Annotated in this window: 18 protein-coding genes and 1 pseudogene; 9 read left to right on the forward strand and 10 right to left on the reverse strand. The window is 64.0% G+C overall.

The genetic code is table 11. The features are described 5' to 3' along the window. The first annotated feature begins 97 nt into the window (after window positions 1–97). Window positions 98–1273 carry an ABC transporter substrate-binding protein gene (locus tag I6F31_RS23585; protein ID WP_225186211.1) on the forward strand — a complete coding sequence of 392 codons (1176 nt, stop codon included), beginning with the start codon at window positions 98–100 and terminating at the stop codon, window positions 1271–1273. Next, window positions 1270–2025: an SDR family NAD(P)-dependent oxidoreductase gene (locus I6F31_RS23590; RefSeq protein ID WP_225186183.1), complete on the forward strand. Its 756-nt coding sequence runs from the start codon at window positions 1270–1272 to the stop codon at window positions 2023–2025. Before I6F31_RS23585 ends, I6F31_RS23590 begins: the two co-directional genes overlap by 4 nt. A 440-nt stretch (window positions 2026–2465) precedes the next feature. Here I6F31_RS23590 and I6F31_RS23595 read toward each other — a convergent pair whose 3' ends face one another. Next, on the reverse strand, window positions 2466–2660 hold the full coding sequence (locus tag I6F31_RS23595) for a hypothetical protein (RefSeq protein ID WP_225186184.1): 195 nt from the start codon (window positions 2658–2660) through the stop codon (window positions 2466–2468). Between the two features lie 320 nt (window positions 2661–2980). On the opposite strand from I6F31_RS23595, the gene I6F31_RS23600 reads away from it, so the two are divergent. Beyond that, entirely contained in the window at window positions 2981–3169 is a 189-nt protein-coding gene (locus I6F31_RS23600) for a hypothetical protein (RefSeq protein WP_109145985.1), read from the forward strand. Between the two features lie 49 nt (window positions 3170–3218). Here I6F31_RS23600 and I6F31_RS23605 read toward each other — a convergent pair whose 3' ends face one another. Next, window positions 3219–3755 (reverse strand): shikimate kinase, encoded by a 537-nt coding sequence (locus tag I6F31_RS23605; protein WP_109145337.1) that lies wholly within the window; start codon window positions 3753–3755, stop codon window positions 3219–3221. Between the two features lie 90 nt (window positions 3756–3845). After that, complete coding sequence (locus I6F31_RS23610) at window positions 3846–4610, reverse strand: IclR family transcriptional regulator (protein ID WP_225186185.1); 765 nt, start codon at window positions 4608–4610, stop codon at window positions 3846–3848. A 101-nt stretch (window positions 4611–4711) separates the two neighbouring features. Between I6F31_RS23610 and I6F31_RS23615 the strand changes: the two are divergent. Next, window positions 4712–5006 (forward strand): annotated as a pseudogene (locus I6F31_RS23615) (transcriptional regulator); the annotation flags it as partial. 22 nt (window positions 5007–5028) lie between these two features. Here I6F31_RS23615 and I6F31_RS23620 read toward each other — a convergent pair. Together I6F31_RS23620 and I6F31_RS23625 are read right to left on the reverse strand one after the other, a co-directional pair. Then, window positions 5029–5958 carry a hypothetical protein gene (locus I6F31_RS23620; RefSeq protein WP_225186213.1) on the reverse strand — a complete coding sequence of 310 codons (930 nt, stop codon included), beginning with the start codon at window positions 5956–5958 and terminating at the stop codon, window positions 5029–5031. Window positions 5959–5978: 20 nt separating this feature from the next. Next, window positions 5979–6830: an RNA-directed DNA polymerase gene (locus tag I6F31_RS23625; protein ID WP_225186186.1), complete on the reverse strand. Its 852-nt coding sequence runs from the start codon at window positions 6828–6830 to the stop codon at window positions 5979–5981. 424 nt (window positions 6831–7254) lie between these two features. Between I6F31_RS23625 and purD the strand changes: the two genes are divergently transcribed. Both purD and I6F31_RS23635 read left to right on the forward strand, forming a co-directional pair. Further along, window positions 7255–8538, forward strand: coding sequence for a phosphoribosylamine--glycine ligase (gene purD / locus I6F31_RS23630; RefSeq protein WP_225186187.1), 1284 nt, complete (start codon window positions 7255–7257; stop codon window positions 8536–8538). 202 nt (window positions 8539–8740) lie between these two features. Beyond that, window positions 8741–9643: an alpha/beta hydrolase gene (locus I6F31_RS23635; protein WP_225186188.1), complete on the forward strand. Its 903-nt coding sequence runs from the start codon at window positions 8741–8743 to the stop codon at window positions 9641–9643. A 104-nt stretch (window positions 9644–9747) separates the two neighbouring features. Here the strand turns inward: I6F31_RS23635 and tadA are convergent, their stop codons facing one another. Further along, a complete protein-coding gene (tadA, locus tag I6F31_RS23640) occupies window positions 9748–10206 on the reverse strand; it encodes a tRNA adenosine(34) deaminase TadA (RefSeq protein ID WP_057027654.1) in 459 nt (152 codons plus the stop codon). Window positions 10207–10323: 117 nt separating this feature from the next. Here tadA and I6F31_RS23645 point away from each other — a divergent pair, with 117 nt between their 5' ends. After that, window positions 10324–12351 carry a pseudouridine synthase gene (locus tag I6F31_RS23645; protein ID WP_225186189.1) on the forward strand — a complete coding sequence of 676 codons (2028 nt, stop codon included), beginning with the start codon at window positions 10324–10326 and terminating at the stop codon, window positions 12349–12351. A 2-nt stretch (window positions 12352–12353) separates the two neighbouring features. After that, window positions 12354–12911: a 16S rRNA (guanine(966)-N(2))-methyltransferase RsmD gene (gene rsmD / locus I6F31_RS23650; RefSeq protein ID WP_225186190.1), complete on the forward strand. Its 558-nt coding sequence runs from the start codon at window positions 12354–12356 to the stop codon at window positions 12909–12911. 82 nt (window positions 12912–12993) lie between these two features. Here the strand turns inward: rsmD and mutL are convergent, their stop codons facing one another. Next, window positions 12994–14808: a DNA mismatch repair endonuclease MutL gene (mutL, locus tag I6F31_RS23655; RefSeq protein ID WP_225186191.1), complete on the reverse strand. Its 1815-nt coding sequence runs from the start codon at window positions 14806–14808 to the stop codon at window positions 12994–12996. A gap of 317 nt (window positions 14809–15125) precedes the next feature. On the opposite strand from mutL, the gene I6F31_RS23660 reads away from it, so the two are divergent. Further along, complete coding sequence (locus I6F31_RS23660; RefSeq protein ID WP_036027161.1) at window positions 15126–15434, forward strand: hypothetical protein; 309 nt, start codon at window positions 15126–15128, stop codon at window positions 15432–15434. Window positions 15435–15490: 56 nt separating this feature from the next. Here I6F31_RS23660 and arfB read toward each other — a convergent pair whose 3' ends face one another. The 3 genes from arfB to I6F31_RS23675 form a co-directional block, all read right to left on the reverse strand. Then, window positions 15491–15907 carry an alternative ribosome rescue aminoacyl-tRNA hydrolase ArfB gene (arfB, locus tag I6F31_RS23665; RefSeq protein WP_027575820.1) on the reverse strand — a complete coding sequence of 139 codons (417 nt, stop codon included), beginning with the start codon at window positions 15905–15907 and terminating at the stop codon, window positions 15491–15493. 99 nt (window positions 15908–16006) lie between these two features. Then, window positions 16007–17374: a pitrilysin family protein gene (locus tag I6F31_RS23670; protein ID WP_036009252.1), complete on the reverse strand. Its 1368-nt coding sequence runs from the start codon at window positions 17372–17374 to the stop codon at window positions 16007–16009. Further along, the gene (locus tag I6F31_RS23675) at window positions 17371–18762 is read right to left on the reverse strand and encodes a pitrilysin family protein (RefSeq protein WP_036009336.1); all 1392 of its coding nucleotides are present in this window, start codon (window positions 18760–18762) and stop codon (window positions 17371–17373) included. Before I6F31_RS23675 ends, I6F31_RS23670 begins: the two co-directional genes overlap by 4 nt. Window positions 18763–18769 lie beyond the last annotated feature (7 nt).

Genomic DNA, 18769 nt, shown 5'->3' on the forward strand with positions numbered 1-18769 from the left:
AAACATGCACAAGGCAAAGGAGGGTCTGCCCATGGCAGCACGATTTCGGGTGAGCCGCCGCCGGCTGCTGGCTGGCGCCGGCGGATTGGCGCTGGGCATGACGGGGCTCGGTGCACGGGCGCAAGACGCAAAGCCGCTGCGCATTGGCGTGCTGACGGACATGTCCAGCCTCTATGCCGATGTCACCGGCCCGGGCTCGCTGTTGGCTGCCAAAATGGCGGTCGAGGATTTCCAGGCTTCGGGTCCAAAGCTGACCCGGCCGGTCGAGATCATCAGCGGCGACCACATGAACAAGGCCGATCTCGGCGCCAACATCGCGCGCGAGTGGATCGATCGGCAAGGCGTCGATGTCATCGTCGATGCGCCGAATTCGGCCGTCGCCCTCGCGGTGCGCAACGTCGTGCAGCAGAACAACAAGACGCTGCTGGTCTCCGGCGCCTCGTCGTCGGACCTGACCGGCAAGTCCTGCTCGCCCAATCTCGTGCACTGGACCTACGACACCTACGCGCTCTCGTCGGGTGTCGCGCGCGCCGTCGTCGAGAGCGGCGGCAAGAGCTGGTTCCTGCTCACGGCCGACTATGCCTTCGGCCATGCCATGGAGGGCGACATCAAGAACGTCGTGCAGAAATTCGGCGGCAAGGTTCTCGGCGGCGTCCGCACGCCGATCAACACGCAGGATTTCTCATCCTTCCTGTTGCAGGCGCAGTCTTCGAAGGCGGAAATCATCGCATTGATCAATGCCGGCGGCGACACCATCAACTCCATCAAGCAGGCCGTCGAATTCGGGATTCCGCAAGGCGGCCAGCGCGTGGTGGCGACGGTGCTGTATCTCAGCGACGTGCATTCGCTCGGCCTGAAGATTGCGCAGGGGCTGCAGTTCACCGAAGCTTTCTATTGGGATCTGAATGACGATACGCGTGCCTGGACCAAGCGATTCGCGCCGCGCAACAACGGCCGCTATCCGACCGCGCTGCATGCGGGCGCCTATGCCACGACGCTGCACTATCTCAAGGCCGTCGCTGCGCTCGGCGCCTCCAGCGACGGCAAGGCCGTGGTCGAGCAGATGAAGAAGCTGCCGACCGATGATCCCCTGTTCGGCAAGGGCAGCGTGCGCGCCGACGGTCGCAAGCTGCACAACATGTATCTGTTCGAGGTGAAGACCCCCGGTGATTCCAAATACCCCTGGGACTATTACAAGCTGGTCAAGACCATCGCGCCGTCCGAGGCCTGGCGGCCGCTGGCGGATGGCGGCTGCGAGTTCCTGAAGTCGTGAGTGGCACTGATCGGCCGGTCGCGCTGGTCACGGGCGGCGGGGGCGATATCGGGCGCGCCATTGCGCTAAAGTTGGCGCAGATGAGCGCTGCGGTCGCGATCGTCGACCGCGACGAAGCGGCTGCACGCGCCACCGCGCAGCTGGTCGAGAAGGCCGGGGCAAGGGCGCTCGCCATCCGCGCGGATGTCTCCCTCGCTCAGGATACGATCGCATTCGTAGAGGCGACCGAAGCACGTCTGGGGCCGATCGGCATCTTCGCCAACAACGCGGGCATCGAGGGCGTCGTCGCTCCTCTTCACGAATATCCCGACGAAACGTTCGATCAATTGCTGCAGGTGAACGTCAAGGGCGTTTTTCTCGGCCTCAAGCACGTGATCGCCAGGATGATGCAACGCGGGACGGGCGCGATCATCAACACTGCGTCGACATCCGCAATCCGGGGACGCGCAGGACTCGCCGGCTATGTCGCCTCCAAGCACGCCGTGCTCGGGCTGACACGCACGGCGGCGCTCGATGTCGCGGAGACGAGGATCAGGGTCAACGCCGTTCTGCCAGGGCCGGTCGAGTCGCGCATGATCCGGGAATTGGAAAGCCAGGCGCGTGACGGCGACATAGCGTTGCGCCGAAACGTTGCAAGCACTCATGGGCGGCCGCAGGATGTCGCCAACGTCGTTGCTTTTCTCGCCTCCGACGAGGCTGCGCACGTGAACGGTGCCGCCTGGGTCGTGGATGGCGGGATGACGCTGGCGTGAGGCGTGTCCGCATCAAAGCATGTCGGCGTCCGGAGGAACAACCGGATATCTCGTGATCGGCCAAGCATTACCGCTTGTGGACCGAAGGCGGGCGATGACCGGTGCCCTTCATCTGTCGTCTTCGAAAGCAAAACGCAGATGGATCTCGCGTATTCGAGTCTTGGAACTCAACCTCGGTTACTTGCCCGACGGCGCTGCCGAAAGTGAGCCCGAGTAAATTCGAACGCCAAGTAGGCGATGAACACCACTATGACCCAGAACCACAAGTCGTGCGCTCTGGCCTTCAGACCGGCGGCCGCGGCGTAAAACACCAGCCAAAATGCACCCCACGCATCTATGTCCAGTAGAATGAAGCACATGTCGTCGGCCTTTTTTATCCCTTCGGTCCTTGGACCACCCATTCGCAGAATGGACCGCATTGTTTCGATCCGGCGGAGTGCCTAGTGCGGGTTTCTGGCGATCCTGAAGAAGCCAAGCCCCACGATCAGAAACACCGGCACGACTACGAAGAAGGTGATGAGCGAAATGAGACTAGGATACCTGAAAAGGAAATACGCGCAATACGCGACGATAATCAGCGACGCAACCGAGATTGCAACCAGCAATCCCTGCTTTACGTTATTCATGGCTTGCATCGATAACTCTCCGCGCAAGTAGGGTTATCAGAACCGACGAAGCATGTCGCCGTTTGGCCCGCAGCGGTGCGTGTCGCCTGATCCAGCGGCGCCGGCGCTGAATCCAGGGAGACATTTGAGCGAGCGCTGTTGGGCCCGTCGAGCCGTGCTGAGCGCATCGATGCCGGCCTGGCTGTTCGGCTGGCATGTGCCGCGGCTCGACGAAGGGCGTCAACGGAATCGGGAACAATGTCCAGGTGATCTGATTGGAACGTCGGTACGTCCAATCCGGGATAGAGCTGCGAGCTTCCTGGGAGGCGTCCTATCAGGAGGAGCCACCAATGGATGACGAACGACAATCATCAAAGGCGGGGGAACGGGCCGCTGAAGGCTTGCGGGAAGCAACTTCCAAGGACGAAGCGAAAAACGAGAGCAAGATGGGGCATGATCTAGCCAAGGGAGCCGATCGTTTCGAAGAGCGCTCGAAAAGCTCCGATGGAGAAAGCGCAGAAGAGAAACAAAAAGAGTGAATCCAGGCCGCAATCAAACCTGATCTCATCACGCTTTAGTCTAGGTCTCTCACTTAGCCTTTGCCGAGATCAGGCTTGAGATAGCCTCGGCACTCTCGGACGGCTTCAGGTGACCTGCATCGAGGGTGAGGGCGGGCTGGGGCATTGATGCCATGCAGGCATCGAACTGCGGTCGGAGTGTGCGCAGTAGCGACAGGTCCCGCATCTTGCCGAATGCGGCACGATCTTCATCGACCAGGCGTCGCTCTTGCTCTGCCTGTTCCAGGTGAAGTGCTACGAAGATGACCTCACCGCCATTGCGCTCCACTAATTCTTGTACTCGGATCGGAAAATCGCCAGCCACCGTTGGCTCGGGGGCGAATGTGAATATCAACGATCGCCTCTGCTTGGCAGCTTCCTCAAACACGGCCATCCAGAATTGTTCACGTAAACGCGCGAATGCCTCCGTGCCAAACGGAAACACCGCGCCAACTGCATCGACGACAAGGTGATTGTGAAACAGCGCAATCCCTGTCCCGGAGGCAAGATGGCGCGCGATAGTCAGTTTTCCTGAGGCGACTTGCCCATAGATGAAAATTAGCTGCATCGGATCATAATATCACGGGGACTCCCTCGAAGGCTTCTCCTGGAATCGCCATGTCCAGGCATGGCGGCGCCTACAATGTCGGCTATCGCGTCAAGAAACGCCGCCGATCTTCTCGGACACGATCCTGGCGGCGCTACGCAGCTCCGCGGCGATGGTGCTGGCCTCGGTTGCCGGGATCTGATCCTGCCTCACCAGCGGCACGGTCATCGCGGCCACCGCACGGCCGGAGACTTCGATGATAGGGCAGCTATAGGCAAGGATGCGCGTATAGCCGTCGTCGTTGGAGAAGTTTCCTCCCTCCGCTGAAATGCGGTCGAGCGCGGCAAGTGCCTTCTTGATGCTGATCCGATCATTAGTCGCGATGACCTGCGCCAGCTCCTGGCGGCGGCCCTCGAGCTGAAAGGCCGCCAGAACCTTCGCCGAAGCGTATTGCTGGGTGAGCGGAAACACCGCGCCGACCTTGACCGACCAGCCCATCAGCCATTCCGGCTCGATACGGGCGATCACCATGAACTGCTCGCCGTGCAGCACCGTCAGGTGGCAGGACAGTTGCACGCGGGAGGCGAGCTGCTCCATGACCGGCAGCGCGGCCTTCAGCAGCCGCTCGGTCGGCGGGAATTGCGAGGCGATCCGGAACAGCTTCAGCGTCAACGTGTATTCGCCGGTCGCGGGGTCGCGCGCGACATAGCCCCGGCGCTCCAGCGCCACCAGCATCCGGAAGATCTCGCTGACGGAGCGGCCGACGCGTTCGGCGAGCTGCTTCTGGCTCATCCCGCGTGCGGAGCCTGCCAGCGCCTCCAGAAGGTCCAGCCCCTTTTCCAGGGCGGGCGCGCCCGGCTGCAGCTTCTCAGTCATCCCTAGGCCTTGTTGAGTCAGCGCGCCTGCTAGCGCACGGTGAAAATGCAATTCCCGTGTAGCCGATTGCTCGCGTGGCGAAAAGTCGATCGCCGGCAAGCCTGGCCGAACTCGACGACGTCATCCATCAGCCGCTGCGCCTGAAGATCATGGCCGCGCTGAACGCCCTCCCTGCGGAGGTGGGTCTCGAATTCGCCCGCCTGAAGAAGCTCACCGGCGACCACCGACGGCCATCTCGGCGCCCATATCGAGACCCTGGCGAAGGCGGGGTATGTCCAGGTGGACAAGGCTTTTGTGGGCAAGTAGCCGCAGACCACGGTGACAGCAACGGCCGCGGGCCGAGGGGCGTTCGCCCGGCATGTGGCTACGTTGCAGGAGATTATCGCGGGGAAGCAGAATAGCCCACTGGCAGGACTGCTTACGGTACAAGGCGTGCGTAAAATGGGTCTGTTAGGGCGACTGCGTGGATGGTTTTCAATTGGGTTATTGCTACCGGCGCAATGCCCGCGTTCCGAAGGAGCGAGAGGAGCATCAAAAATTTCGCGTGCGAAATGCGATTTGGAAGTGAAGTGTTGTGAGCAACGATGAACTTTCTGATGGCTGTGAAGCCAGCAACGGTATTGGCAAGCTCATGGTGAAACTGCGTTACACTTGAGGCGGCAAAGCCCCCTGCCTTGCGAAGTATTGCCTCAAACTTTGGTTGAAGCGGAGAGCCAAAAAATCTGGGAAACATTCCTGCAACCAGCCGGGTGAGATGCTCATTGCTTCCCCACATGGAGGCTTTCGTCTCAATAATTGCCATGAGTTCATCGTTCGATGAGTACTTCGAAGCGACCCAGATTTGGGCATACAAGCTCCATGTGGACGAAGAACCGAGACCACTTAGCGCTTGTTTGAGGTGTCCACGCACCCAACTATTGTCCGGCAAACGTGCCGCCACTATAGCACTTGCAATTTCGACAAGGGACGCGTCATCTACAAGATGTCCATCTTGAAGGATTTGGGTCAGCAAGTTGAGCTTGAGAGCAGGAGATGCATGTGCCTGCCACCACTGGAGCAGTGTATGTCTCAATGGCGGCCAGTTCGCCAGAATGAGCGAAAAATCTTCGTCGGAGATTGGGGCCGACGTGTCGCGAGCCAAGTTGAGAAGGCGCTTCAACACCTTGTCCCCGTTGCCCGACGAGAAGGCACCGCGCTTTAGACCAACTCGAATACTAATCTCAATCTTTCGACGCTCGTTGAATATCGAACTCTTAGTCTGTCTTTTGGCTGCAATACGGTCAGATAAGGCACTCAACCACTCATTTTCCCTGATCTTGAAGTGCTTGCGCGCTTCAATCTCCGTCAAGATTCTGGTCTTGCCCGAGTTCAATCGAAGCTGACGAGTTTGTAGGCGAGATCCAGATTTCTTATGATCTCACGGGCCTCTGAGATCGTGTCAACTCCGATATCAATATCATCCATAAATCTTGCGAAGTCCGCGTTCGGAATGCTTTCAAGCAGCTTATCAACTTCAAACAGAAAACAGTGCGCTAACAGACGCGGAGCATCAAGGTTCATCTGGGGCAAACCAATAGGAACGCGTGGCATATAGTCCGGCTGCCAAAGCATGCTCGAGAGAGTATAAATCAGCAGATCGAGCGCATGCTCCTTCACGACCGAAAGGCTCGCCAGTACGTTCCTTAGATGCTCGTACGAGATGAAGTCGTAGTAATTTGCTATGTCAGTAACTACCAAAAATTTCTTAGTATCAGTGAAACCAAAAATCGTCTTCTGAAAGGCTAGCCATGCTGATAGTGAGCCGTATTCCGCGGTTTGCCCTTTGATGATTTTCGAGAAGTTATGGTCGGCTGGTGCATAGAAGGACTTCTTGCTTGGCGCCTGCAGCTTTACTTCGCTCCAGATGGCATTTGATAAAGCCTGAAGAACCAAGGCGTCCTTGGCAGTCGGCACAACAAGCTGCCGACAAAGCCCCTTCGACTTCTCAGCTAAGAAACGCAAGGGCTGACGCGGAGCGTATGAGGCAGAACAAACTTCAGCTTCTATTGCCGCGCAGTTTGCATCTAGTCGGACGTGAAAGTCGAGATTTTCCAGCGGATCGGGAATTGGTTGCTTCCGCATTGCGTCCCGTACTTGCGCCTTCCAAACTATCTTCAGCTGCGTTGCGCCGATTACTTTGCGTAGATCGGCTATTTTCAGAGGAAACTTCGGCGAGTACATTTCGGTTAAGCCATCTCGTGAGAGCTGAGGGGCAGGCTCTACTAAAACGCGTGAGGCAGCTGTCCTACACCGGGGCGAGCCGGTCAATCCCGCGGCAGCAAATACCCGATACCTTAGTGCGCGTTGGGAGGGGGATTACTCCTGAGCTGGTACGAAATCACCTCGGGAGCTTGTAGTCGCCGCCCTGCTGATTGGGGATAGGTGACGAGGTTAACCACGCTCGCAACGCACATTGGGGATCAAAAGCCTATCGTGGCGAGGCGGAGATAAACTTCGCAGCATAGCCAGTCTGTCTCCTCGACAATCTGGGCTTGCGCCTGAGCCACGTGCGCTGGAATGACGGGGAGTTCGGCCAACCCCCTTGAGCCCGACCCCGATTCGTGCGACCTCCGGCCCCAGCAAAACCCCTCATTCTGAGCCTTCGATGCACATTCTCCTGCTTGGTTCCGGCGGCCGCGAACATGCCCTGGCGTGGAAGATCGCGGCCTCTCCCCTGGTGACCAAATTCTGGTGCGCGCCCGGCAATGCCGGCATCGCGAGGGAGGCGGAATGCGCGGCGCTCGATGTCGCCGACCATGCCGCCGTGATCGACTTCTGCAAAAAGAACGCGGTCGAGCTCGTGGTGGTCGGGCCGGAGACGCCGCTCGCGGCCGGCATCGTCGATGATCTCACCAAAGCCGGCATCAAGGCGTTCGGCCCGAGCAAGGTGGCGGCCCAGCTCGAAAGCTCCAAGGGCTTTACCAAGGCGCTGTGCACCGAGTTCGGCATTCCGACCGGCGCCTATCAGCGATTCACCAATGCCGATGAGGCGCGCGCCTATGTGCAGAGCCAGGGCGCGCCGATCGTGGTCAAGGCCGATGGCCTTGCCGCCGGCAAGGGCGTCGTCGTTGCGAAAACCGTGCGCGAGGCGGAGGACGCCATCGCCATGATGTTCGAGGGCGCCTTCGGCGAGGCCGGCACTGAAGTCGTAATCGAGGAGTTTCTGCCGGGCCGCGAGATCAGCTTCTTTGCGCTGTGCGACGGCGAGACGGCGATCCCGCTGGCCTCCGCCCAGGACCACAAGCGCGTGTTCGACCACGATGTCGGCCCGAACACCGGCGGCATGGGCGCCTATTCGCCGACGCCGCTGGTCACGCCCGCCATCCACGACGCGATCATGGCCAAAATCATCCTGCCGACGGTCGCAGGCATGAAGCAGCGTGGCACGCCGTTCCGCGGCGTGCTCTATGCCGGCATCATGCTGACGACGCAGGGGCCAAAGCTGTTCGAGTTCAACGTGCGCTTCGGCGATCCCGAGTGCCAGGTCCTGATGCTGCGCATGATGAGCGACATCGTGCCGGCGCTGCTCGCCGCCTGCGACGGGGAGCTGAAGCATTTCGACCTGCGCTGGCATAAGGAATCCGCGCTGACCGTGGTGATGGCGGCGAAGGGCTATCCCGGCGACTACCAGAAGGGCACGCGGATCGGCGGGCTCGAGGAGGCCGCCAAGGTCGATACCGTCGAGATCTTCCACGCCGGCACGGTTGAGAAGGACGGCGCGATCCTCGCCAATGGCGGCCGCGTGCTCAATGTCTGCGCGCTAGGGGCGACCGTGACGGAAGCGCAGGCGCGCGCCTATCAAGCCGTCGACCGCATCGATTGGCCGGACGGCTTCTGCCGCCGCGACATCGGCTGGCAGGCGGTGGAGGCGGAAAAGGCCAAAAATTAGCGCGTCATTGCGGACGGCGCCCCCAAAAGCGCCGATCCGGAATCGCGACGTTGGCGTCACCGCGCCGCCACATCTACACTCCAGAATATGCAATCGGCCGTTGGGGTTAGCTGCCCCGACGATAATACCGGTACTGTGCATGGGGTTGTTTTCGACACTTTTGTCGAGCGGCCCCGCGACCGACCAATAAGGATGCAAAAAGATGTCCGATCTCGCCGACCTCTATCCGGGCTTTGCCGCCGAATGGATCGATACCTCGTTCGGCCGCATCTTCGCCCGCGTCGGCGGCAAGGGCCCGCCGCTGCTGCTCCTGCACGGCTTCTCCGAGACTCACGTGATGTGGCACCAGGTGGCGCCCGAGCTTGCCGAGCACTTCACGCTGATCATCGCCGACCTGCCGGGCTACGGCTGGTCCGACATGCCCGCGAGCGATGCGCTGCACATCCCCTACAGCAAGCGCGCCATGGCGAAAGCCATGGTCGAGGTCATGGAGCGGCTCGGCCACGTGCATTTCGCGCTCGCCGGCCACGATCGCGGCGGCCGCGTCTCCTATCGCCTCGCGCTCGACCATCCGGGCCGGCTGTCGAAGCTCGCCGTGCTCGATATCCTGCCGACCTATAATTACTGGGAGCGGATGAACCGCGCCTACGCACTTAAGATCTATCACTGGACCTTCCTGGCGCAGCCCTATCCGCTGCCGGAGACGCTGATCGCAGGCCAAGGCGAGTTCTTCCTGCGCTTCAAGATGGCGAGCCAGACCAAGTCGAAGACGCTGGACGCGATCGACCCGCGCGCGCTCGAGCACTACCTCGCCCCGTTCCGCGATCCCGCCCGCATCCACGCGATGTGCGAGGATTACCGCGCCGGCGCCTATTTCGACTACGACCTCGACAAGGCCGATTTCGAGGCCGGCAAGAAGATCACGATTCCGATGCTGGCGCTGTGGGGCAATGCCGGCGTCGCCCAGGCCGCCGCGACGCCGCTCGACACCTGGAAGCAATGGGCCACCAACGTCGACGGCATGCCGGTGGATTCGGGGCACTTCCTCACCGAGGAGAATCCGGAGGTGACCGCGAGGGCGTTGCGCGAGTTCTTCGCGGCTTGACGATCTTGTAGCCCGGATGGAGCGAAGCGAAATCCGGGGTTCTCTCCTCGCCGCGAGACTGTCCCGGATTGCGCTTCGCTCCATCCGGGCTACGCGACTCCAACCTACCGCCGCTCCCGAAAGAACTCCTTCAGCAGCCGCGCCGCCTCGCTCTCGCCGACGCCGGAATAGACGTCCGGCGCGTGGTGACAGGTCGGCGAGGCAAAGAACCGCACGCCTGACTCCACCGCGCCGCCCTTGGGGTCGGCCGCGCCGTAATAGAGCCGCCTCACCCTTGCAAACGAGATCGCGCCCGCACACATGGTGCAGGGCTCCAGCGTCACGTAGAGGTCGCAGTCGACCAGCCGCTCGCTGCCGATCTTCGCGGCGGCCGCGCGCAGCGCGATGATCTCGGCATGGGCGGTCGGATCATGGTCGGTCAGCGTCCGGTTGGCGCCGGTGGCGATCACCTCGTGATCGCGGACCACCACGCAGCCAACAGGAACTTCGCCCGATTTTCCGGCAGTTTCAGCCGCCAGAAGCGCCAAATCCATGAAAGAAGGGGCTTTCATGCCTCGTATCATCGCCAGAAACCTGCTACTAGCTCCGCCTTCAGCAAGAGTGGATACCGATTTTGCCTGAGCATGCGGCTCGCAGCGAGCGCGCACAATGCTCGCGCCACCCCTTAAGTGAGATTAGTCATGCCTCGCGACAGCGACAAAGACAACGATTCCCGCGGCCGGCGAGGCCCGGCCAAAGGCCGTAGCGGCAAGCCGCGCGGGCCAGAGAAGAAATTCGCCAAGCGCGGCTTCGAGGGCAAGGGCGAGGGTAAGCGCGAGCGCGACAGCCGCCCGCCCCGTGGCGACCGCGACAGCCGTCCATTCCGCCGCCGCGAGGAAGGCGACGCACCGCGCCGCGATTTCAGCGACCGTCCCCGCTTCAAGCGCGACGACCGCGGCAGTGAAGGCCGCGGCGAGCGCAGCTTCAAGCCGCGCGGCGATCGGCCGTCCTTTGGCCGTGACGATCGTCCGCCGCGCAGGGATCGCGACGATGCCCGCTCGGCCGGCCGCTCCAGCGACAGGAAGTTCGGCGACAAGAAGCCCTACGCGCCGCGCGGCGACCGCCCGGAGCGCAAGTTCGACGGCGAACGGAAATTTTCGCGGGGCGGGCCGGATCGCCAACGCGACCGTGGGGATCGCCAACGCGGCCATGGGGATCGCGAACGCGACCGTGGGCCGCGCGAGGACCGTGGCGAACGCAGCTTCAAGCCGCGCGGCGACCGCCCGAATTTCGATCGCGGTGATCGCGCACCGCGCGGTGATCGCCCACGCAAGAGCTTCGACAAGGATTTCGGCGGTCGCGATCGCGGCGATGAAAAGCCCTGGCGTCAGCGCGACGATCGGCGGGAGGGTGGCCGTGGCGAGGACCGTCCGCGTTTCTCTCGTTCGCGCGACGACCGCGCATCCGGTGACCGCCCGTTTCGCGAGCGGCCGAAATTCGATCGGCCCCGTGACCGCGACACCGAACGCGGTGACCGTCCGAAGTTCGATCGCCCACGCCAGCGCCCCGAAGGCCGCATGGACTGGCAGGAGCATCCGCGCAGCGAGGGCCGCTTCCGCGATCGTCCGCGCCGCGACAACGAGGACGACAGCAGGATCTTCGAGAAGCGTCCCGCCTTCGGCGGCCGCGGCGCCTATCGCGAGCGCGATCGTGATTTCGAGGGCCGGCCGCGCCGCGACGAGGCGCCGAAGCCGAAGAAGGCCGGCGAGCGCATCGCCAAGGTGCTGGCCCGCGCCGGGCTTGCCTCGCGCCGCGATGCCGAGGAGATGGTCACGCAGGGCCGCGTCACCGTGAATGGCCGCGTGATCAACTCGCCGGCGCTCGACGTCACCAAGAACGACGTCGTCATGGTCGACGGCAAGCCGTTGCCGGAGCGCGAGCGCACGCGGCTTTTCCTCTACCACAAGCCGCGCGGGCTGATGACGACGCATGACGACCCCGAGGGCCGTCCGACCGTGTTCGACAATCTGCCCGAAGGGCTGCCGCGCCTGATCAGCGTCGGCCGGCTCGACTTCAACACCGAAGGGCTCTTGCTGCTCACGAACGACGGCGGCCTCGCGCGCACGCTCGAGCTGCCGGACACCGGCTGGCTGCGCCGCTACCGCGTCCGCGCCCATGGCGACGTCACCCAGGCGCAGCTCGACGAGCTCAAGAACGGCATCGAGGTCGAGGGCGTCAAATATGGTCCGATCGAGGCTACGCTGGAGCGCGACCAGGGCGCCAATGTCTGGCTGGTGTTCGCGATCCGCGAGGGCAAGAACCGCGAGGTGCGCAATGTCTGCGCCCATCTCGGCCTCGAGGTGAACCGGCTGATCCGCGTCTCCTACGGCCCGTTCCAGCTCGGCGAGATTCCGGAAGGCCAGGTCGAGGAGATCCGCGCGCGCGTGCTGCGCGAGCAACTCGGCGACAAGGTGATCGAGAAGTCGGGCGCGCAGTTCGACACGCCCTCGAAGTCATCTTCGCGCTCCGGCGAGGCGCCGAGCGAGAAGAAGCCCGCCAGCAAGCGCGCGGTGATCAACGATCGCAAGGGCCGCCGTGTGCTGGTGCAGCGCACCGGCAGCGAGGAGGCGCGCGAGCGCAACGAGATGGAGGCGAACGGCTACGGCCCTCCGCGCCGTCCCAAGCGCGGCTATCACGGCAAGCGAGACCTGACGCCGCGGGAGGATTGAGGTTGCGCGTCGTCGGCGGCAGGTTGAAGGGGCGCAATCTCGCCTCACCGTCCTCGCGTGACATCCGGCCGACGGCGGACCGGTTGCGCGAGTCCGTGTTCAACATCCTCGTGCACGCCTATGACGATCCGATTGCGGATGCGCGCGTGCTCGATCTCTTCGCCGGCACCGGCGCGCTCGGCATCGAGGCGGCCTCGCGCGGGGCGAAGTTCACGCTGTTCGTGGACAACGGCGCGGAGGCGCGTGCGCTGTTGCGCAACAATGTCGAGGCGCTCGGCCTCGGCGGCGTCACCAAGGTCTACCGCCGCGATGCGACCGATCTCGGCCCCGCGCATCCCGTCGAGCCGTTCTCGCTGGTGTTTCTCGACCCGCCCTACGGCAAGGGCTTCGCCGAGAAGGCGCTGGCGTCCTTGCGCGACGGCGGCTGGCTCACCCCGGGCGCGCTGCTGGTGGTGGAAGAGGCGAAGGCCGCGCAGTTCGTGACGCCGGAAGGTTTTGAGGAATTGGAGCGGCGGGCGTACGACGACACGGAGTTCGTGTTTCTGTGTAGGGCGGATTAGCAAAGCGTAATCCGCCACTGTCTCTCACTGCGGACGCAGAAGAGGTGGATTACGCCTTCGGCTAATCCACCCTACGGCACCGTCACCGCCGCCCGAACAGCTTCTCCACGTCGCTGAGCTTCAGCTCGACATAGGTCGGCCGGCCGTGATTGCACTGGCCGGAGTTTGGGGTGTCCTCCATCTCGCGCAGCAGGGCGTTCATCTCCTCCGGCCGCAGCCGGCGGCCGGCGCGCACCGAGCCGTGGCAGGCCATGGTCGCCGCGACGTGCATCAGGCGGCGTTCGAGCGGCAGCGCCTCGTCCCATTCGGCCATGTGCTCGGAGAGATCGCGCAACAGGCCTCCGGCATTGGTCTTGCCGAGCAGCGACGGCGTCTCGCGCACCGCGACCGCGCCGGGGCCGAAGGATTCGATGGCAAGGCCGAACGATGCCAGCTCCTCGCTGCGCTCCAGCAGGCGCTCCACAGTGGCCTCATCCATCTCCACGATCTCAGGGATCAGCAGGATCTGCCGCTGCACGCCGTTGGCGGCGAGCGAGGTCTTCAGCCGCTCGTAGACGATGCGCTCATGCGCGGCGTGCTGATCGACGATGATCAGGCCGTCGCGGGTCTGCGAGACGATGTAGGTCTCGTGGATCTGCGTGCGCGCCGCGCCGAGCGGGCGATCGACGAGATCGCCGGCGGGTTGGCTCTCGATCCGCACGTCAGCACTGGGCGCGCCGACGTCGAAGGCAGCCTGCGCACGCTCGGCGAAGGCGGGCGCGGCGGCGCCTTCGAACGACGGCATCGGCGCCACCGGGGCGGCTGGCGAGGCGCGCCAGTCCCAGCTTGCCGGACGTGGCGGCGTGAAGGCTGGGCGGAACGAGGACAGCGCGCTCTCGCCGCTGTTGGCGGCGGTGCGGCGGCCCTCGCGTGCGAGTGCTTCCTTCAAGCCATGCACGATCAGCGCGCGGACGAGGCCCGCATTGCGGAAGCGCACCTCGGTCTTGGCCGGATGCACATTGGCATCGACCTCGCGCGGATCGAGCGTGACGAACAGCGCCAGCACCGGATGGCGGTCGCGCGGCAGATAGTCGGAATAGGCCGCGCGCACGGCGCCGAGAATGAGCTTGTCGCGCACCGGCCGGCCGTTGACGAAGAGATATTGGCCGAGTGCGTTGGCCTTGGTCAGCGCGGGAGCCGCAGCATAGCCGGCGATCACGACGCCCTCGCGCTCGGCATGGACCTCGATGGCGTGGCTGCGGAACTCGGCGCCGAGGATGTCGCCGAGCCGGGTCAGCCGTCCGGCCGCGCCGGGCAGTGCCGCGGTCCAGGTCACCGGTGCGCGCTCCTCGCCGGCGAGCGTGAAGGCGATATCGGGCCGTGCCATCGCGAGGCGCCGTACCACTTCGCGGATGGCTTCCGCCTCGGTGCGGTCGGTCTTCAGAAACTTGAGCCGCGCCGGCGTCGCGTAGAAGAGGTCGCCAACCTCGACGCGCGTGCCATGCGCCAGCGCCGCCGGCATGATCCCGGACTTCTCGCCGCCCTCGACCGACAACGCCCAGGCGTGCGGCTCGCTGGCATGCCGCGTGGTGATGGAGAGGCGCGCCACCGAGCCGATTGAGGGCAGGGCCTCGCCGCGAAACCCGAGGGTGCGGATCTGCAGCAGGTCCTCGTCGTCGAGCTTGGAGGTGGCATGGCGCTCGACGGCGAGCGCAAGGTCTTTTGCGATCATGCCGCTGCCGTCGTCGGTGATGCCGATTCGCCGCCGCCCGCCGCCGTCGGTGAAGACGTCGATGCGGCTCGCGCCGGCATCGATAGCGTTCTCGACCAGCTCCTTGACCACGCTCGCCGGACGTTCGACCACCTCGCCGGCGGCGATGCGGTTGACGACCTGTTCTGGCAGCTGGCGGACGGGCATGAGGCTCACTCGGCGAATATTCTCAAGTCTAATGCCGCGCAGCGACAAATGCATGGGTCAGGTCGAGCTTCCCACACCCGAAATGGGGGACATTTTCGGCGCGCGTCGTCCGTCGGGAATGCTTGGCATGTTCCGCGCCGCCGCATATGAGGAGCACAATTCCGCGAAAGCGCCGCGAAAACCCTAAACGATCACCACACGACGCGGCTTGCATCACACCGCGCCGTTCGAACTCTCTTCGCGATGAACCGGTCCGGTGCAGGCGAACGGTGCAGAAGGCAGCCGAACGGTTCATCGCGACATTCCAGGAGAAATGGATGAAGTTGGTGAAGACCTCTGCGATCGCTTGCGCTCTCGCGGCCCTCGTTGCAACGCCCGTTCTCGCCCAAGGCACCTCGTCTGGGACGAGGCCTGGCGGCACCGTACAAAGCAAGCCCATGCAAGGCGGCGCGTCAGGCAGCGAGGATGAGGATCTCGGTGCACAGCAGGGCGCAGCCGGCGAGAAGGTCGGCATGAAGTCGGGCAAAGGCACGAAGGGGTCCGTCGGGACCACCGGCAGCGCGACGCGCAAGGGCACCGCAGACGATGCGGCGACCGGCGGTGCTGCCGCCGGCAAGCGCTACTGACGCCAGCTCGCGAACGGCAAATCTCCGGTCGCTCGCGCGACCGGAGGTTTTTCGCATCAATCGTCGAAGCTCCGGCCGCGGCCGGCCTTGATGTCGCTGCGGCGTTTCTTGCCCTCGAGCCGGCGCTGCTTGGAGGCGAAGGTCGGCCGCGTCGCACGGCGAGGCGTCGGCCGGACCATGGCCTCCTTGAGGATCTCGACGAGACGGTCGATGGCATCCTGACGGTTGCGCTCCTGAGTGCGAAAGCGCTGAGCGTGGATCACGATCACGCCGTCCTTGGTCATGCGCTGGCCGGCAATGCGGGCAAGGCGCAGCGCCGCGTCCTCGGGCAAGGTCAGCTTGCGCGTGTCGAAGCGCAGCTGCGCGGAGGTCGCGACCTTGTTGACGTTCTGCCCGCCCGGGCCGGAGGCGCGGACAAAGCCGATCTCGATGTCGTCCTCGTCGATGACGAGATCGCGGGATATCCGCAGCATGCTGGCACCATTCGTGATGTCAGGACATACCGCGGACATCCGTCGTCAGCAATGGCGCTGCCGTGAAACGCAAATGGCCGGAAACGTCGAGAAAAGAGATCAGTTCGACTTCGTCGCCGGTGCAGCCGCCGGTTGCACGGCGGCCTGCGGGGCCCGGCCGACGACGACGGTCAGCAGCCCCTGGCCCCAGAGCCGCTTGGCGGCCGCCTTGGCATCGTCCAGCGTCACGGCGTCGACGATGGCGTTGCGCTTCTCGATATAGTCGATCGGCAGCTTGTCTTGCTGATATTGCAGCAGCGCCTGTGCCAGCTTGGACGAGGTGTCGAGCGCCAGCATCTGCGAGCCCTTGAGATAGGACTTGGCCTCATCGAGCTCCTTCTGCGTCGGGCCCTCCTCGGCGATGCGGCGCACCTCCTGTTCGATGGCCTCGATGGTGTCGCCGGCGCGGTCGGCGCGGGTGCCGGTATTGCCGATGAAAATCGCCGAGTGCTGCATCCAGAGCAGCGACTCGTACACCGAATAGGCCAGTCCGCGCTTCTCGCGCACCTCGCGATAGAGCCGGGACGATAGGCCGCCGCCGCCGAGGATGTGGTTGACGACGTAGGCCGCCATGAAGCTCGGATCACTCCGCTTCACGCCGGGTCCGCCGAAGGTGATCACCGTCTGCGGCACGTCGAGGGTCACGAAGGCGCGTTGCGGCGGCTTTGCAGCCTCGACGTCGGGAACTGGCGTCAGATTGGCTTTGGCGGGCAGGCTGCCGAAGGTGTGGTCGAGCAGCTTTCCGAGCGTAGCCGGATCGACGTCGCCGACGACCGCAATCTTGAGGCCATCCCTGGCGAGGACACGGCCGACATAATTCCTCAGGTCGGCAATTGTGATGGTCGGCACGCTGTCGAGGTTGCCGTTGCTCTGCCGGCTGTAGGGGTGATCGCCGAACGCGAGCTCCAGAAACTTGCGGCTCGCCAGCGAGGTCGGATTGGTGGTCTCGCGGCGCAGGCCCGAGATGACCTGCGAGCGGATGCGTTCGACGTCGGCCGTGTCGAAATGCGGCGAGGTCAGCGCCATCCTGAGCAGGTCGAAGGCCTCGTCCTTGTTGTCGCGCAGCATGCGAAGGCTGCCCCGGAGGGTGTCGCGGGTGGCGTTGAAGGACAGCTCGATGGCGCGGCGGTCGAGCCGTTCATGGAACGTCTTGGAATCGAGATCGCCTGAGCCTTCGTCGAGGAGAGAGCCGACCAGATTGGCAACGCCCGGCTTGTCCTTGGGGTCCTCCGCCGAGCCCCCGGCGAAGGAATATTCCATGGCAATCAGCGGCACGGTTGCGTCCTGCACGAACCAGGCTTCGATGCCGCCCGGCGAGATCAGGTGCTGGATCTTTGCGGCGGCCTGCGACGGCGAGACCGCAGAGAATGCGAGGACCGCGCCGGCGGCAACGGAGAATGCAATGCGGCGAACGAAGGAATAGGTCACGAGCGCTTCTCCTCGCGCTTGGCGGTTGCAGTGTCCTTGATCAGGTAGCCCGTCACCGAGCGCTTCTTCTCGAGCCATTTCTGCGCAACGGCGCGAACCTGCTCGGCGGTGACGGCGCGGATGCGATCGGGCCAGCTCCTGATGTCCTCGATCGACAGGCCGGTGGTCAGCGCGCCGCCGTACCAGCGCGCCAGCACAGCCTGGTTGTCCTGGGCGTAGATCGCTTCGGCAATGAGCTGGGTTTTGACCCGCTCCAGATCCTCGGCGCGGATCGGGTTCTGCGCGACGTTGGCGAGGACCCCGTCGACCGCCTGCTCGACCTCCGAAAAACTGACGCCGGGTTTCGGTGCAGCCGAGATCGCGAACTGGGTCGGGTCGAGCGAGATGCTCGAATAGCTGGCGCTGGCGGAGACCGCGAGCGGCTTGTCGACCACGAGGGCACGGTAGAGATAGGAATTGCTGCCGCTGCCGATCAGCTGCGCCAGCACATCGAGGGCCGCGCTCTCGCCGGCCGCGGCCGTGGTCGCCGAGGGCACGAGATAATAGCGCCGCATGTTCGGCTGCTCGACGCGCGGGTCGGCCAGCGTGACGGTGCGCGGGGCGGCGGGCTCCGGCTCCTGCGGACGAACGCGCCGCGCCGGGATCGCGGGCTGCGCGGGGATCGAGCCGAAATTGCGCTCGACCAGCGGGCGGATTTCGGCGGCGTCGACGTCGCCGGCGATCACCAGGATCGCGTTGTTCGGCGCGTAGAAGCGACGATAGAAGGCGAGCGCATCCTCGCGATCGAGCTTCTCGATCTCCTGATGCCAGCCGATCACCGGCCGCCCGTAGGGATGGTTGAGATAGAGCGCGGCCATGATCTGCTCGTTCAACCGCGCATCCGGATTGTTGGCGACGCGCATGTTGTACTCTTCGAGCACGACGTCGCGCTCGGGCAGCACGTTCTCGTCCTTGAGGACGAGGCCTGTCATGCGGTCGGCCTCGAACTCCATCATGGTCGGCAGCTGCTCTTTCGGCACGCGCTGATAGTAGTTGGTGTAGTCGACCGAGGTCGAAGCGTTCTCGTTGCCGCCGACACGCAGCACGGTCTGGGAGAATTCGCCTGCCGGATGCTTCGCGGTGCCCTTGAACATCAGGTGCTCGAGGAAGTGCGCGAGGCCGGACTTGCCGGGCGTCTCATCGGCCGAGCCGACTTTGTACCAGATCATCTCGGTGACAACGGGGGTGCGGCGGTCCGGGATCACCACGACCTGCATGCCGTTGGCGAGCGTGAAGCTGGCGGGCGGAGCCGATGTCACCGTGGTCTGGGCAAGGGCGGCGCCGGCCGAAAGGACACTCGTCGAAAGCAGCGCGGCAAGGAGGCAGGCAGCCGATCGGTAAGAGGACATCATGATC

It is taken from the genome of Bradyrhizobium sp. NBAIM01, from assembly GCF_020194115.1.
Classification (GTDB): domain Bacteria; phylum Pseudomonadota; class Alphaproteobacteria; order Rhizobiales; family Xanthobacteraceae; genus Bradyrhizobium; species Bradyrhizobium yuanmingense.